11 protein-coding genes are annotated in these 13,078 nt (G+C 69.3%); 7 read left to right on the plus strand and 4 right to left on the minus strand.

The genetic code is table 11. The features are described from left to right. Window positions 1–291 (plus strand): hypothetical protein (locus D7V88_RS42910; RefSeq protein ID WP_158625009.1); only part of this gene is annotated, 291 nt, incomplete at its 5' end. Between the two features lie 60 nt (window positions 292–351). Here the strand turns inward: D7V88_RS42910 and D7V88_RS05805 are convergent. Beyond that, on the minus strand, window positions 352–1,383 hold the full coding sequence (locus tag D7V88_RS05805) for a serine hydrolase domain-containing protein (protein ID WP_120539602.1): 1,032 nt from the start codon (window positions 1,381–1,383) through the stop codon (window positions 352–354). Between the two features lie 260 nt (window positions 1,384–1,643). Between D7V88_RS05805 and D7V88_RS05810 the strand changes: the two genes are divergently transcribed. Next, window positions 1,644–2,528 (plus strand): ATP-grasp domain-containing protein, encoded by an 885-nt coding sequence (locus D7V88_RS05810; RefSeq protein ID WP_120539603.1) that lies wholly within the window; start codon window positions 1,644–1,646, stop codon window positions 2,526–2,528. A gap of 12 nt (window positions 2,529–2,540) precedes the next feature. Here the strand turns inward: D7V88_RS05810 and D7V88_RS05815 are convergent, their stop codons facing one another. Further along, window positions 2,541–3,341, minus strand: a complete 801-nt coding sequence (locus D7V88_RS05815) for a cupin domain-containing protein (RefSeq protein ID WP_120539604.1) — start codon at window positions 3,339–3,341, stop codon at window positions 2,541–2,543. A 116-nt stretch (window positions 3,342–3,457) separates the two neighbouring features. On the opposite strand from D7V88_RS05815, the gene D7V88_RS05820 reads away from it, so the two are divergent. From D7V88_RS05820 to D7V88_RS05830, 3 genes are all read left to right on the plus strand, one after another. Next, a complete protein-coding gene (locus D7V88_RS05820; RefSeq protein WP_120539605.1) occupies window positions 3,458–4,783 on the plus strand; it encodes a hypothetical protein in 1,326 nt (441 codons plus the stop codon). 132 nt (window positions 4,784–4,915) lie between these two features. Next, window positions 4,916–6,328: a serine hydrolase domain-containing protein gene (locus D7V88_RS05825; protein ID WP_120539606.1), complete on the plus strand. Its 1,413-nt coding sequence runs from the start codon at window positions 4,916–4,918 to the stop codon at window positions 6,326–6,328. A 146-nt stretch (window positions 6,329–6,474) separates the two neighbouring features. Beyond that, window positions 6,475–7,647, plus strand: a complete 1,173-nt coding sequence (locus D7V88_RS05830; protein ID WP_120539607.1) for a zinc-dependent alcohol dehydrogenase — start codon at window positions 6,475–6,477, stop codon at window positions 7,645–7,647. A gap of 16 nt (window positions 7,648–7,663) precedes the next feature. Here the strand turns inward: D7V88_RS05830 and D7V88_RS05835 are convergent, their stop codons facing one another. Both D7V88_RS05835 and D7V88_RS05840 read right to left on the minus strand, forming a co-directional pair. Further along, entirely contained in the window at window positions 7,664–8,533 is an 870-nt protein-coding gene (locus D7V88_RS05835; RefSeq protein ID WP_120539608.1) for a hypothetical protein, read from the minus strand. Window positions 8,534–8,566: 33 nt separating this feature from the next. Then, window positions 8,567–9,520 (minus strand): GNAT family N-acetyltransferase, encoded by a 954-nt coding sequence (locus D7V88_RS05840; protein WP_120539609.1) that lies wholly within the window; start codon window positions 9,518–9,520, stop codon window positions 8,567–8,569. A 265-nt stretch (window positions 9,521–9,785) separates the two neighbouring features. Here D7V88_RS05840 and D7V88_RS05845 point away from each other — a divergent pair, with 265 nt between their 5' ends. Both D7V88_RS05845 and D7V88_RS05850 read left to right on the plus strand, forming a co-directional pair. After that, on the plus strand, window positions 9,786–10,904 hold the full coding sequence (locus D7V88_RS05845; protein ID WP_120539610.1) for a polysaccharide export protein: 1,119 nt from the start codon (window positions 9,786–9,788) through the stop codon (window positions 10,902–10,904). Beyond that, window positions 10,901–13,072, plus strand: a complete 2,172-nt coding sequence (locus D7V88_RS05850; RefSeq protein WP_120539611.1) for a polysaccharide biosynthesis tyrosine autokinase — start codon at window positions 10,901–10,903, stop codon at window positions 13,070–13,072. The genes D7V88_RS05845 and D7V88_RS05850 overlap by 4 nt, the downstream gene beginning before the upstream one ends. Window positions 13,073–13,078 lie beyond the last annotated feature (6 nt).

Below are 13,078 nucleotides of genomic sequence, written 5' to 3' on the forward strand. Positions count from 1 at the left end.
CCCCAGTACCTCGTGCTCACCGGAGGCTCGCCCTTCCTGCGTGCCATCGGCTTCGTGCGCCGCGTGGACGGCGAACCCCTGCCGGGCTTCGTCAACCTGTCGGTGTCGAAGATGGCCACGCTCACGCTGCCTACGGAGCCGGGCCAATACGAGTTCCGCTTCCAGACCCGCAACGGCAATGGCGACTTCAAGCTCGGCCAGCGCACCGAGCGTGGCTCTCCCAAGAACGTGCGCGACTTCGAGATGGAGCCCTCGGGCGCCGTGCAGATCTACCGCTTCAGCATCCCTTGAGCCGAACCGACAGGCTCCCATCCCTTCCGTGAAACACGAAAGATGGGAGCCTGCCTTGAATCAAGGGCCGGTCAGGAGCCGCGCGAGCATCTCAAGCCCCGGCGCTTCCAATGGCACACGCCCGCGCAACGCGGCGAACAGCGACCACCCATGGTTCGACAGGAGGACGACCCCCGCGTCCGCCTGGGGCGCGAAGCCCAGGAAGCCCACGGAGCCCCCCATCACCGACGAGCGCCACAGCACGTCGTGCCCACGCACCTGGGACACGGTCCATCCCAATCCCATACGCACGGGCCCCGCCTCCACGCGCGGCGCATGCGTCATCCCCAGGGCGCGAACGATGGACGGCTCGCCCCGTCCCAGGTTCGCATCCAGGAAGCGCAGCAGGTCTCCCGCGGTGGAGTGCAGCGCACCCGCGCCGGGGAGCGCCGGAAACGTCCAGGGCGGCACGGGCTTGCCGCGCGCGGTGTGTCCGGACAAGAGCCTCGGGAGCAGCTCGTCGGACACCCTCGCCGTGGTGTCGACCATCCCCAGGGGCTTGAAGAGCAGATCCCGCAGCGCGTGTCCGTAGTTCAGCCCCGCGCGCCTTGAGAGCGCATGGCCCAGCACGCCCATGCCCAGGAAGGACTCCGCATGGGGACGCGGTGACGGACGCTCCGGGTGGTAGCCGCGCAGGAACTCCCCGAACAGGCCCGCCGAATAATGGCCGAACGGATCCTCCGGGTTCTGCGGCGCCGCGTGCAGGTTGGGCGGCAGGTGCGGCAGGCCCGAGGTGTGCGTCGCGAGCTGCTCCACCGTGATGCGGCCCGCGACGTCGTCCACCAGCAGGGCCCGGGGAATCAGCTCCGACAGCGGAGTGTCGAGCCGCAGCCGCTGCCCTTCCACCAATACCGCGGCGAGCGCCGCCGTGAAGACCTCCGTGAGCGCGCCCAGGGAGAACACCGCATCCGTGGGCGGAGGTGTCCCCTTGCCCTTGAGGCCCAGCACGTGGTGCTCCCCCCGCAGGGTGATGCCCGCGCACAGGGCCGCGGAGCGATACCCGCGCACGTAACGCCGCGTCTCGGCCTGGAGGAGTTCGGAAGGGATCGGCATGGGGTGGTGCGGCTCTTACGGGCCCCCTGCCCCGCGACGCAAGCCTTCCAGACCGCTCCTGTCAGGCGTGCCCCTGCGCCAGCGTCCACCTGTTGGAAGGACACGCACCCACGACACGTCGCCCGCGTTCGCCCCTGCTGGCGTTCGCCGTGGCCGTGTCAGGTCCCGCAGGTGCCGGCGTCAGACACGGCCCGCCTGCCCTTCCACGCCGCATCGCCGACCCCGGAAGGGCCGCGCCCACCCTGACGAAAGGTTCGTGGATGTCCCTTCCCCGCTCCCGGTCCGTCCCTCCCGCCCTCCTCTTCGGTCGCAATCCGCACCAGTCCGACACGTTCGACGTGGAAGCGGACGCGGCGGAAGCGCTCGGACTCGACACGTATCAGGCGGACCTCTCCGCACTGCTGTCCGGCGATGCGTCACGGGCGCTCGCGGGCGTTCCGGAGCGAGGACACCTCCCGCTGCTCTATCGCGGCTGGATGCTCACGGAAGAGGAGTACGGCGCACTCGATGAAGCCGTCACCGCGCTCGGCCACCGGTTGATGACCACCCCCGAGCAGTACGCCACCGCGAACTACCTGCCGAACTGGTATCCGCGCCTCGCTGGCTACACCGCGCGCTCCGTGTGGACCGACGGGCCGGATGCCCCCGGAGCGTGGCAGGCGGCGCGGGTGCTGGGGCCTCCGCCGTGGATCGTGAAGGACCATGTGAAGTCCGCCAAGGAGCGCTGGGCGGAGGCGTGCTTCGTTCCAGCCGGCGCCACGCGCGAGGACTTCGAGCGCACCTGCGCCAACCTCCTGGACGAGCGCGGCGACCGCTTCGAGCGGGGCTTCGTGGTCCGCCGCTTCCTGCCACTCAAGGTTTACGGAAGGACCCCGGCGGGACCCGCGCACCTGGAGTTCCGCCTGTTCTTCGGCAGGGGCCGGCTGATCGCGGCCGAGCCGTACCATGAGTTCGACGTGGAGGTTCCGGACTTCACCGCCTTCGAAGCGCTGGGCAGGCGCGTCCCGTCGCCCTTCTTCACCCTGGATGTCGCGATGATGGAGGACGGCGGATGGGCCGTGGTGGAGGTGAATGACGGAGGCGTCTCCGGCCTTCCGCCCGGCCTCGATCCCCGGGAGCTCTTCGCCGCGCTCCTCGGCGTGTGATGGGCGGCAGCCTCACATCGAGGAGGTGTATTTCCGGGAAGCCTCCTCGAAGCCGATGATGGGCGCGACGAGCAATCCGTCGGGCAGGCGGCGCCCTCCGAGAGGGTCGATGGCATCAAGGGCATAGGACGGTGCTTTCGGATCCAGGCCCGAGATGATCACATCGAAGGTCGTCGCCGGACCGCCCTGGGGCACGAACCAGTGGATGTTGTCTCGCGCCGAGCACATGGTCGAAACCTCCCCCGTGGCCGCGAGATGATCCCGGGTGGGACGGATGACCATCGCTCCGTCTTCGTCCCGCACCCGATCGAAATTGCGGATGCGGAACCGGCCTTCGACGACCATGTGCGCGGACACCATGTTCTTGTGTCCGTGCGGCGTGATGACGTTGTGGGGCTGGAACTCGAACAGGGCCGTGGCGTAGTTCAGGCGGCGTGGCGCACCCGCACCATCGAGAAACACGACCGAGCGCTTCCTCGGGTCATTCGTGCCGCCGACATTCCCCGCCTTGAGCCGGGACCGCCGCACCTCGGCCATCAACTCCGCGACATCGACTTCGGCGGCCAGCCGTTCCACTTCGGTGCACCAGCCCTCCGGACGGACCTGGCCAGAAGCAAGCGTCCGGGCGAGCTCCTGCTGACGGTCCACCCAGCGGCCCGGCGAAAGACGCCGGGAGGGCGGCGCGGCCCGCGCCTCGCCGAGCAGGGCATAGAGCACAAAGCCAGACATCATCGCGCCAAGGTGGCCCCGGCGGGTCAGGCCCAGGACCTCCGTGGCGGATTCAGCTCCAGTCGCTTCGTCGGATGCGCTCATGCGTCCTGCCTTCGCCAGGGTCTTCCCGCCCCTCGCAGGCTGGCACATCCCACCTCGTCGTGGAACGCATCCTGGCCCGATGCGACGTCCCAGGGCCCGGTGCTACCGTCGCGGCCATGAAGGCCTGTCCCTCGCGAAACCGCTCACTGCTCCACCGCCTCGCCGCCCTCCTCCTCGTGGGCGCCACCGCGTGCGGAGGCTGTCAGGCGACCGATGCCGAGCGCGCCGCGAAGGAGCGCGCGGCTATCGAGGAGCGCATGCGCGACTCCGTCGCCATCCTCCCCTACCGCGCCTTCAAGCTCACCCTGCGCGCGGATGGCGATCCCCGCGCCCCGGAGGAGGTCGCCCTGCTCTGGAAGGCGCTGGCCGAAACGCGCGAGCTTCCCGACAAGCCCCTCACCGACGAAGCGACGCGCGACGCGGCCCGCACATACCTGAACCTGGGCGTCGCCTTCTACAAGGCACGCAAGACGCTCCAGACGCGCGACGAGGACGAGTTCCCCCTGCTGTGGTCCAAATGGATGCCCGGCAGCCCCGTGCCCATGGCCGCCTATGACGCGGGCCACGAGCACGCGATGCTCGCCTCCGTCTGGCTCCTGCTGGACCGGGCCGCGAAGGCCGGCCACATCCCCTCCACGGAGCTGGCCCTCTACGAACTGTCGCGCGCCACGCCGACCCCCACCTGGTCCCCGCCCCTGCGCGCGGCGGTGCAGGCGAACCGGGGCCTCGCCTTCTGTCAGGCCGGCTACCACTACGCCGCCGAGGAGGAACTGAACGCCTTCCTCATCGAGGCCGAGCGTCTCCCCGCCGAGGACTTCGGGTCCATCCGCGGAAGCACGCCCGCGCAGTCGCGCGAGATGGTTCTCGCCGCCGGGCACTTCCTGCGCGCGTGGAACCGCATGGCCCTCAAGCGGCAACCGGCCGCCGAGGACGACATCGAACAGGGCCTGCGCTCACTCCAGACGCTGGGCGTGGAGAACGAGCTTACGTGGTGGGGCTGGGCCTTCATCCACGCACGGCGCGAACGCTACGCGGAGGCCGCGGCCTCGCTCGACAAGCTCGCGGCCAGTCCCTTCCTGGAGGAGACGGAGCGCCGCGAGGTCCATGAAAGCGCGGCGGCCCTGCGCAACCACGGCGACAGCCTGCCCGTGTTCCAGCAGGCCCGCGCGGGCCTCCTCCTCGGACGGGCGTTGCTTGCGCGCGCCGGGGGCCTGGAGCACGTGCTCACCGTGGCGCTCGGCCCCGAACAGGCGAAGCAGCTCTACGCGCCCATCGCCTGGATGGAGCGGGTGCGCCAGGGCACCGCGACCCTCTCCCCGGAGCAGGTGGCCCAGGGCGCGGGCGAGACGCTCGACCGCGCGCGAGAAGCGGGCAGCAAGGGCTGGGATGCCCTCAAGCAGCGCCTGGGCGACAAGGCCACGGCCGGGGACACGCCCCCGTGACGCGGAGCCTCGCGGCGCCCGTGGGGTAGACCTCCAGGCCCGCCCCCCCAGGCCGAGGAGGGACTGGGATGAAGCACCTCCCTCGCACGGCTATCCTGGAGCGCGATGACAACCCACGCTTCAGGGGCCCCCATGCGCAATCCGTCCCAGCCGCTCGCGATGTTCGCGGTCTTGATGTGCAGCCTGTTCGTCGCCCCCACCGCCTCCGCGCAGGCCCCGCTCCGGGCAAGGATTGACGCCTTCGTGCAGGCTGAACTGGCCCGTCAGAAGGTGCCCGGCCTCGCCGTGGGCGTGGTGAGCCATGGCAAGGTCCTGCTGGCGAAAGGCTATGGCTTTTCCAATCTGGAACACCGCGTCCCGGTCACCGCCGACACGCTCTTCCAGTCCGGCTCCGTGGGCAAACAGTTCACCACGATGGCGGTAATGGCCCAGGTGGAGGCAGGAAGGCTGTCCCTGTCCGACAAGGTGACGAAGTTCTTCCCCGACGCGCCCGCGACCTGGAGCGCCATCACGGTGCGCCACCTGCTGACGCACACCTCCGGCATCGCCGACCTGGAGGGACTGCTCGACACGCGCAAGGACTACACGGACGAGGAGCTGGCGCGCTTCGCGTATGCCCTGCCCCTCGAATTTTCCGCCGGCTCCCGCTGGAACTACAGCAACACCGGCTATGTCCTGCTGGGCATCCTCGTGAACCGCGTCGCGGGCACCTTCTACGGGAACGTCCTCGCGGAGCAGGTCTTCAAGCCCGCCGGAATGAAGACCGCGCGCGGCATCAGCGAGGCGGACATCGTCCCGAACCGCGCGGCCGGCTACCGGCAGGTCGACGGCGAATTGAAGAACCAGGAGTGGGTTTCCCCGTCGCTCAACACCACCGGAGACGGCTCGCTCTATGTCTCCGTGAAGGACATGCTGGCCTGGGATGCCGCCGTGCAGCGGCAAGCCTTCCTCACCCCGGAGAGCTGGAAGGAGATCCTCTCCCCCGTGAAGCTCAACAGCGGGGCCCCCTACCCCTATGGCTTCGGATGGCAGCTTGAAGAGCGCGGCGGCAAGCCCATCCACCTGCACGGCGGCGCGTGGCAGGGCTTCCGGAGCACCTTCGCGCGCTACATCGGGGACTCGCTCTCCATCGTCGTGCTGGCCAACGCGGACTTCGCCCAGACCGGGAGCTTCGTGGATGGCATCGCCACGCTCGTCAATCCCTCGCTCGCCATCCCTCCCCTCGCGCCCATCGAGGACCGCGAGCCCCACGTCACCGCTCGACTCAAGCAATTGCTGGAGCAGGCCCGGACCGGGACGCTCTCTCCCGGTGACTTCGCGTCCCTTCCGCCGAAGGCCTTCGAGGAACTCGCGAAGCGCCACCAGCAGGCCCTGGGGGCGCTGGGGCCCGCGGGGGCCCTGGTGCTGGCGCAGCGGCTCACCCGGGGCGATGACCGCCTCTACACGTACCTGGTGACGTTCGGGCCCCGGACCTTCCGCTACTTCGTGGTGCTCACCCCCGAGGACCGGGTGGCGGCCTTCGGCATGAGACCGCACACGCCCTGAGCGCATCCTCCCCCTGCTCGCCTGCCTGCATCGCCTTCCCAGGAAGGCAGACAGGCAGGCGGCCTCCGGGGCCAGCCTCTGCTCACGACGAAGGGAGGGCCCAGCTTCCTGGAAAGCCTTCTTCCCCTTCCAAGGAGCAGCACCCGATGAAAGCCATCTGCTGGCACGGTCACGGGGACGTCCGCTACGAGACCGTCCCCGACCCGAAAATCGAAGCCCCCAGCGACGCCATCATCAAGGTCACCCGCACGGCCATCTGTGGTTCGGACCTGCACCTGCTGGACGGCTACATGCCGACCATGAAGAGCGGGGACGTGCTCGGCCACGAATTCATGGGCGAGGTGGTGGAGACCGGCGCCAGCGTCACGAAGCTCAAGAAGGGCGACCGGGTCATCGTCCCCTTCAACCTCGCGTGCGGCGAGTGCTTCTTCTGCAAGAAGACGCTGTTCTCGCTGTGCGACCGCTCCAACCGCAACGCGGAGGTCGCCGCGAAGGTGATGGGCTATTCGCCCTCCGGCCTCTTCGGCTACTCGCACATGCTGGGCGGCTACTCCGGCGGCCAGGCCGAGTACGTGCGCGTGCCGTACGCGGACGTGGGCCCGCTCAAGATTCCGGACGGCCTCACCGAGGAGCAGGTGCTCTTCCTCACGGACATCTTCCCCACCGGCTACATGGCGGCGGAGCACTGTGAGATGGAGAAGGGCGACACCGTGGCGGTGTGGGGCTGCGGTCCCGTGGGCCAGTTCGCCATCCAGAGCGCCTGGATGTTCGGCGCGGGCCGGGTCATCGCCATCGACCATGTGCCGGAACGACTGGCGCTCGCGAAGTCCTGGGGCAAGGCGGAGACCATCGACTTCCTGAAGCAGGACGTCTTCGACACGCTCAACGAGCTGACGAAGGGCCGAGGGCCGGACCGCTGCATCGACGCGGTGGGCGCCGAGGCCCATGGCACCGGCAGCTTCGACGCGATGCTCGACAAGGCGAAGGCCGCGGTGAAGCTCGCCACGGACCGGCCGCACGCGCTGCGCCAGGCCATCCACTGCTGCCGCAAGGGCGGCACCGTGTCCGTCCCCGGCGTCTACGTGGGCTTCCTGGACAAGGTCCCGATGGGGGCCTTCGTCAACAAGGGGCTCACGATGAAGTCCGGGCAGACGCACACGCACCGCTACACGCGGCCCCTGCTGGAGAAGATCCAGGCGGGCGCCATCGACCCGACCCGGCTCATCACCCACCGCGCGAAGCTTTCGGAGGCGCCCGCCCTCTACAAGAAGTTCCGCGACAAGGAAGAGGGCTGCATCAAGGTCGTCCTGTCGCCGTAGGCGCCCCGCCGCGCGCCTACTCCTGGCCCGTCAGCCGGTAGTAGGCGTGGGGGCGGCGCCAGCGGATGAAGGCCTGGGCCAGCGGGTTCATCCCCCACTGGATGGGGATGTTGTCCACGATGAAGCCCAGGTCGTCCTTGAACTGTCCCAGTTGGGAGACCTCGCGGGCGTGCAGGCCGCCCACCAGCGTGTGGACGGACTTGAGCCTCCGGCAGACCTGCGCGAATTCGTAGCTCAGGCCGGTGGAGATGTTCGTCGGCAGCGCCCACGTGGCGTAGTAGGCGCTGAAGCCATACGCGACGCCGTCCACCACGTAGCCATCCAGGTAGCCGCCCAGCTTGCCGTCAATCAATCCGGCCAGCACGCACCAGTGGTCGGAGATGAAGTACTTCCTCACGTCCTTGAGGTAGGCCTCCGGCGTGGGGATCTTCTTGTGCTGGGTCCGGCTCAGCGCATCCCGGACGACCCCATAGCCCTGCTCCAGCAGGACCGAAGGCCCGGTGAGCTGGACGATGCGGACCGTCTTCTGACACTTGCGCAGCTTGTTGCGCCGGTTCGAGGACAGGTGGCTGGCGTCGTAGGTGTTCAGGTCCTTGATGCGCACCACGGGCACCGTGCCGGTGGCGGACTTCGCCGTCTCTGGCGTCAGCGCCGCCCGGAAGCCCCAGGAGAGCGGCGTGGGAGAGGTGGCCTCCGCGGGCGTCAGCCGGGCCAACAGGTGCACCGGTTGGAAGAAGCCGGGCGCGCCCGACTGCTCCCAGTAGTGGCCCCGATGAGAGATGACGCGAACACCTTCCTCGCGCCGACGTTCAGCCAGCTCCCGCTCCGTGAGACACGCGAAGTGGGCGTTCTCGGCGTCGCGAAGCTGGGGAAGCGAGAGCACCATGGCAGTCCTTTCTGGAACGCCTGCGAGCCGCGGTCAGGACCGCGGCGCGCGATAGGCGGGGAAGTAATCCGTGGCCTCGTGGCCCCGGGACAGTTCGGCGTACACGTCGGGGTCGCAGATGAGGTCGTGCGTGTAGAAGCTGGACATCCTGTTGGCGAAGCCCCGCTTGAACTGCTCGAGGCGGTCACCCGGGCGGAGGCCGCCGCCCAGGTGCATGGGGGCCTCCAGCTTCGCGGAGAGCTCCACCAGCACCGGGTACTCGTTCTTCTCCGGCGAGTGCTTCAGGTAGGCGTCCGCCGTGCCCCCGATGAAGTGGTGCAGGAGCCCGTCGCTGAGGACCGCGAGCGCGGAGGACGCGATGGCCCCATCCGGGGCGCGCGTGGTCACCAGCCAGGCGAAGCCGCAGGTGAACACCTCCTCGAACCACGCATCCGTGAAGTCATACCGGGCATCCGCCCTGTCGCGGGCCAGCGTCCGCCGGTAGAGCGCCTTGAGCGCCTCGCGCTGCTCCTCGGTGGACTCCTTCACCGGCACATAGGTGCTGACATAACCCAGCCGGGTGTTGCGGCGGATGTCCGCTGCGTGGTCGTCGCGGAAGCGCACCGGCTGGGTGCTGTCGATGAGGCACACGTCGGTGCGCAGCCTCCCGCCCGAAAAGCAGCACGGGCCGCCAATCCGGTCGCGCACGAAGATGCTGACCAGCTCCATGCCCCGCCAATCGATGGCGTCCGGGGGCACCTCGCTCATCCCGTTCAGCTCCGCGCCGGGAAACCCATACGGCGACACCGCGTCCCGGTAGGGCGTGCCTTCAATGGGCCGCACGATGAGCGGCACCCGCAGCGCCCGGCCCTCCCCGTCCTCCACGATGAGGCTGTGGGTGACGCCTTCGGCTTTCAGGTACGGCTCCGACCGGAAGTAGTCCGCGCAGCAAGCCCGCTGCCCCCCATCCGGAACGAGGATGGCCCTCCACTGGGTCATGGATTGCATGTCGGTTCCTCCCATGGTCGCGAGGAGCGCGACTCGGGCAGCCACATCAAGCCCTCAAGACAGCGCAAGGGTATGGGCTTACGCCCCCTCGGCGTCACGCCCCCCGGGGGTGGCGCTGATGTCGTGATTCCAGCGGTTCACCCCACCACGGAGCACTCCAGGGCAGGGCATGTGTCGACTCGGCTCGGGGCCTTAACGGCTTCCGGACACCTCGGTGCGTGCATGGGTTTACGCGCGCGGTGACAGACACGAACAATTCCGGCCAATGAAGCAAATCCCTCTTATCGTCCTGTCACTGTGGGCAAGCGCATGCGCGTGGGGCCCAGGTATGCACATGGACGAAGATTCCTTCCGGGAGCGGTACGCCGGAAAGGCAGACGCGGGAGACGACGCCTTTGAAATCGTCCCCATCGACGCGTCCCTCTTGGGCCGACAGCAGGAGTCGCGCCGACAGGCCCGGACCGCCCCCTTGAAGGATCCGCTGGCGCAGGTGGCCGTGGACTACGATTACAAGGTCAGCTCCCATGACGTGCTGAGCGTCATCGTCTGGGACCACCCGGAGCTCACCATCCCCGCGGGCGAGTTCCGCTCCGCGGAGGCCACGGGCCATCCGGTGGCGGCGGACGGGACGATGTTCTACCCCCACGTGGGCGTCCTCCCGGTCGCGGGCAAGACGCTGCGGGAGATCCGCGAGCTGCTCACGCGGAAGCTGGCCGGCGTCATCGAACGGCCCCAGTTGGATGTGCGCGTGGTGGGCTTCCGGGGCCAGAAGATCCAGGTGACGGGGGAGGTGGTGGCTCCGGGAAGCCTGCCCATCACCGACGTGCCCCTGCGCGTGCAGGACGCCATCAGCCAGGCGCGGGGCTTCGGACCGGAAGCGGACCTGCGCACCGTCACGCTCAGCCGGGCGGGCACCACCTTCAACCTGGACCTGCAGGCCCTCTACGAACAGGGGGACGTCAGCCAGAACTGGCTGCTCACGGACGGCGACATCATCAACGTCGCGGACCGCAACCGGAACAAGGTCTTCGTGATGGGCGAGGTGCGCAAACCCTCCTCCCGCCTGATGGTGAAGGGGCGGATGACGCTGGCGGAAGCGATTGGCGACAGCGAGGGCTTTGATCCGCTGACCTCCAACCCGGGGCGCGTCTACGTCATCCGGGGCAACTTCAACCGGCCCTCCATCTACAAACTCGACGCGAGTTCCCCGGACGCGCTGCTGCTCGCGGCGCAATTCCAATTACAACCACACGACGTCATCTTCGTCTCCGCGCACGACTTGACGCGCTGGAACCGCATCATCCAGCAGATCCAGCCGACAGTGCAGCTGCTCTGGCAGGCAGTGGATATCGGAGACAGAACCATCATCATCGACAACCCATGATGCCCCCTCCTGAAAACGAAGATGAGCTGGGATTGGGTGGCTATCTGGCCATCCTCTTCGAGCGTCGTCAGGCCATCGCCACCACCCTCGCCCTGGCCCTGGTGGTGGGCGGCCTGTATCTGCTCACGGCGACGCCCATCTACCGCGCGAACGCCGTGCTGCGAATCGAGCAGAAGGCCAGCGGCCTGGGCCAGTTGGATGAGCTGCTCTCGGATGCGCCCAGCGTGGCCGCCACGGAGATGGAGGTCCTCAACTCGAGGGCCCTGCTGGGCCGGGTGGCGGACTCCCTGCGGCTGGGCGTGTCCGCGGACCCCCGCTACTTCCCCGTGCTGGGCGCGGCGCTCGCCCGCGCCCATGAGGGGCCGGACCTGGCGCCCGTCCCCTGGTGGGGCCGGGAGTCCTATGCGTGGGGCGGCGAGCGGCTCCAGGTGGAGCGGCTGAACGTGCCCGAGGCGCTGGAGGACCTCCCGCTCACCCTGGTGGTGGAAGCCTCCGGCGCGTACACCCTCCTGGACCCCGACGCCGTCGAACTGCTCCACGGGAAGGCCGGCACCGTCGCCACGACCCCTCCGGGCGCGGCGCACGAGGTGGAGCTGAACGTCACCGAACTGCACGCCCGGCCGGGGACCCGCTTCCGGGTGATCCGCCACTCGCGGGCCGCGGTGGTGGAAATGCTCCAGCGCACGCTGCGCCTGAGCGAGAAGGGCGTTGGCACCGGCGTGCTCAACCTCACCCTGGAGGGGCCGGATCCCCGGGTGGCCACCGAGACGCTCAAGGCCATCGCGGAGGCCTATGTCCTCTCCAACGTGGAGCGCCGCAGCGAGGAGGCCGGCCGGACGCTGACGTTCCTCGACAGCCAGTTGCCCGGCCTGCGCCAGGGCCTGGACCAGGCGGAGGTGGCCCTGCGCGACTACCGCATGGGCAAGGGCAGCGTGGACCTGGGGATGGAGGTCCAGGCCATCCTCAACCGGAGCGTGGAGCTGGAGAAGTCCATCTCCGAACTCTCCCTGGAGCGCTCGGAGCTGCGGCAGCGCTTCACCCGGCACCATCCGCTGCTCGTCGCCACCGGGAGCAAGCTGGCCCGCCTGCGGGCGGAGCGCAACGAGCTCACCACCCAGCTCAAGGGCATGCCGAGCGCGGAGCTGGTGTCCGCGCAGCTCACGCGCGACGTGAAGGTCGCCAACGAGCTGTACCTCCAGCTCAACAACAAGGCGCAGGAGTACCGGGTGCTCAAGTCGAGCACCATCACCAACGCGCGCATCATCGACGCGCCCGTGGCGAAGCGCCTCCCGGTGCGGCCCACGAAGCCGGACGTGCTCGCGGTCAGCCTGGTGCTGGGGCTGGCGCTCGGCGTCGCGTTCGCCTTCACGCAGCAGGCGCTCCAGGCGGGTGTGACCAGCCCCGCCGCGCTGGAGAAGGCGCTCGCGAAGCCCGTGTTCGCAAGCCTTCCCCTGGGCCCGGACCGCTCGCCACGCGGCGGCGCAAGGCCCTCCATCCTCGCGCGGATCCGCCCCCGCGACCGCACCACGGAGAGCGTGCGCGGCCTGAGGACCCGGTTGCAGTTGGCGCTGAAGGACGCGCCCTCCCCTGTCGTCGCCCTCACGGGGACGAGCCCCGGCGCGGGGACGTCCTTCGTCGCGCTCAACCTCGCGTGGGCGCTGGCGGAGTCCGGCAGGCGCGTGCTGCTGGTGGACGCGAACCTGCGCGAAGGCTGGCTCCACCGCTGCTTCCGGGACACGCGCGCGCCGGGACTTTCGGAGGTGCTGAGCGGCACCCTTCCGCTGGAGCAGGCGGTGGTGGAGGAAGCCGGTCCCCGCCTGGCGTTCCTCGGTTCGGGCGAACTGCCGCCGGACCCCGCGGAGCTGCTGTCCAGCGACCGGTTCACCGCGCTCGTGGCGCACCTGGCCGGCCGCTACGACGTCGTCGTCTTCGACACGCCCTCCATCCTCGCGGTGACGGACGCGGCGCTCGTGAGCCGGCACGCGGGCGTGAGCCTCGCGGTGGTGCGCTCGGGCGTGCACCCACTGCGGGAGGTCGCGGCGGCGCTGCACCAGTTGGAACAGAACGGCGTGCCGGTGCAGGGCGTCGTCCTCAACGGCGTGCCGCGCTCCCGCTCCGGGCGCGCGGTGAGCGGCATCTACCAGTACGACTACCCGTCCGAAGACTGAGCCGCC

Source organism: Corallococcus terminator (genome assembly GCF_003611635.1).
Lineage (GTDB): Bacteria > Myxococcota > Myxococcia > Myxococcales > Myxococcaceae > Corallococcus > Corallococcus terminator.

Excerpts from the sequence above, each read along its gene's own strand:
- D7V88_RS05850 (WP_120539611.1), top strand. The coding sequence starts at position 10,901 with ATGATGCCCCCTCCTGAAAACGAAGATGAGCTGGGATTGGGTGGCTAT.
- D7V88_RS05810 (WP_120539603.1), top strand. The coding sequence starts at position 1,644 with ATGTCCCTTCCCCGCTCCCGGTCCGTCCCTCCCGCCCTCCTCTTCGGT.
- D7V88_RS05820 (WP_120539605.1), top strand. The coding sequence starts at position 3,458 with ATGAAGGCCTGTCCCTCGCGAAACCGCTCACTGCTCCACCGCCTCGCC.
- D7V88_RS05840 (WP_120539609.1), bottom strand. The coding sequence starts at position 9,520 with ATGCAATCCATGACCCAGTGGAGGGCCATCCTCGTTCCGGATGGGGGG.
- D7V88_RS05835 (WP_120539608.1), bottom strand. The coding sequence starts at position 8,533 with ATGGTGCTCTCGCTTCCCCAGCTTCGCGACGCCGAGAACGCCCACTTC.
- D7V88_RS05805 (WP_120539602.1), bottom strand. The coding sequence starts at position 1,383 with ATGCCGATCCCTTCCGAACTCCTCCAGGCCGAGACGCGGCGTTACGTG.
- D7V88_RS05830 (WP_120539607.1), top strand. The coding sequence starts at position 6,475 with ATGAAAGCCATCTGCTGGCACGGTCACGGGGACGTCCGCTACGAGACC.
- D7V88_RS05815 (WP_120539604.1), bottom strand. The coding sequence starts at position 3,341 with ATGAGCGCATCCGACGAAGCGACTGGAGCTGAATCCGCCACGGAGGTC.
- D7V88_RS05825 (WP_120539606.1), top strand. The coding sequence starts at position 4,916 with ATGCGCAATCCGTCCCAGCCGCTCGCGATGTTCGCGGTCTTGATGTGC.
- D7V88_RS05845 (WP_120539610.1), top strand. The coding sequence starts at position 9,786 with ATGAAGCAAATCCCTCTTATCGTCCTGTCACTGTGGGCAAGCGCATGC.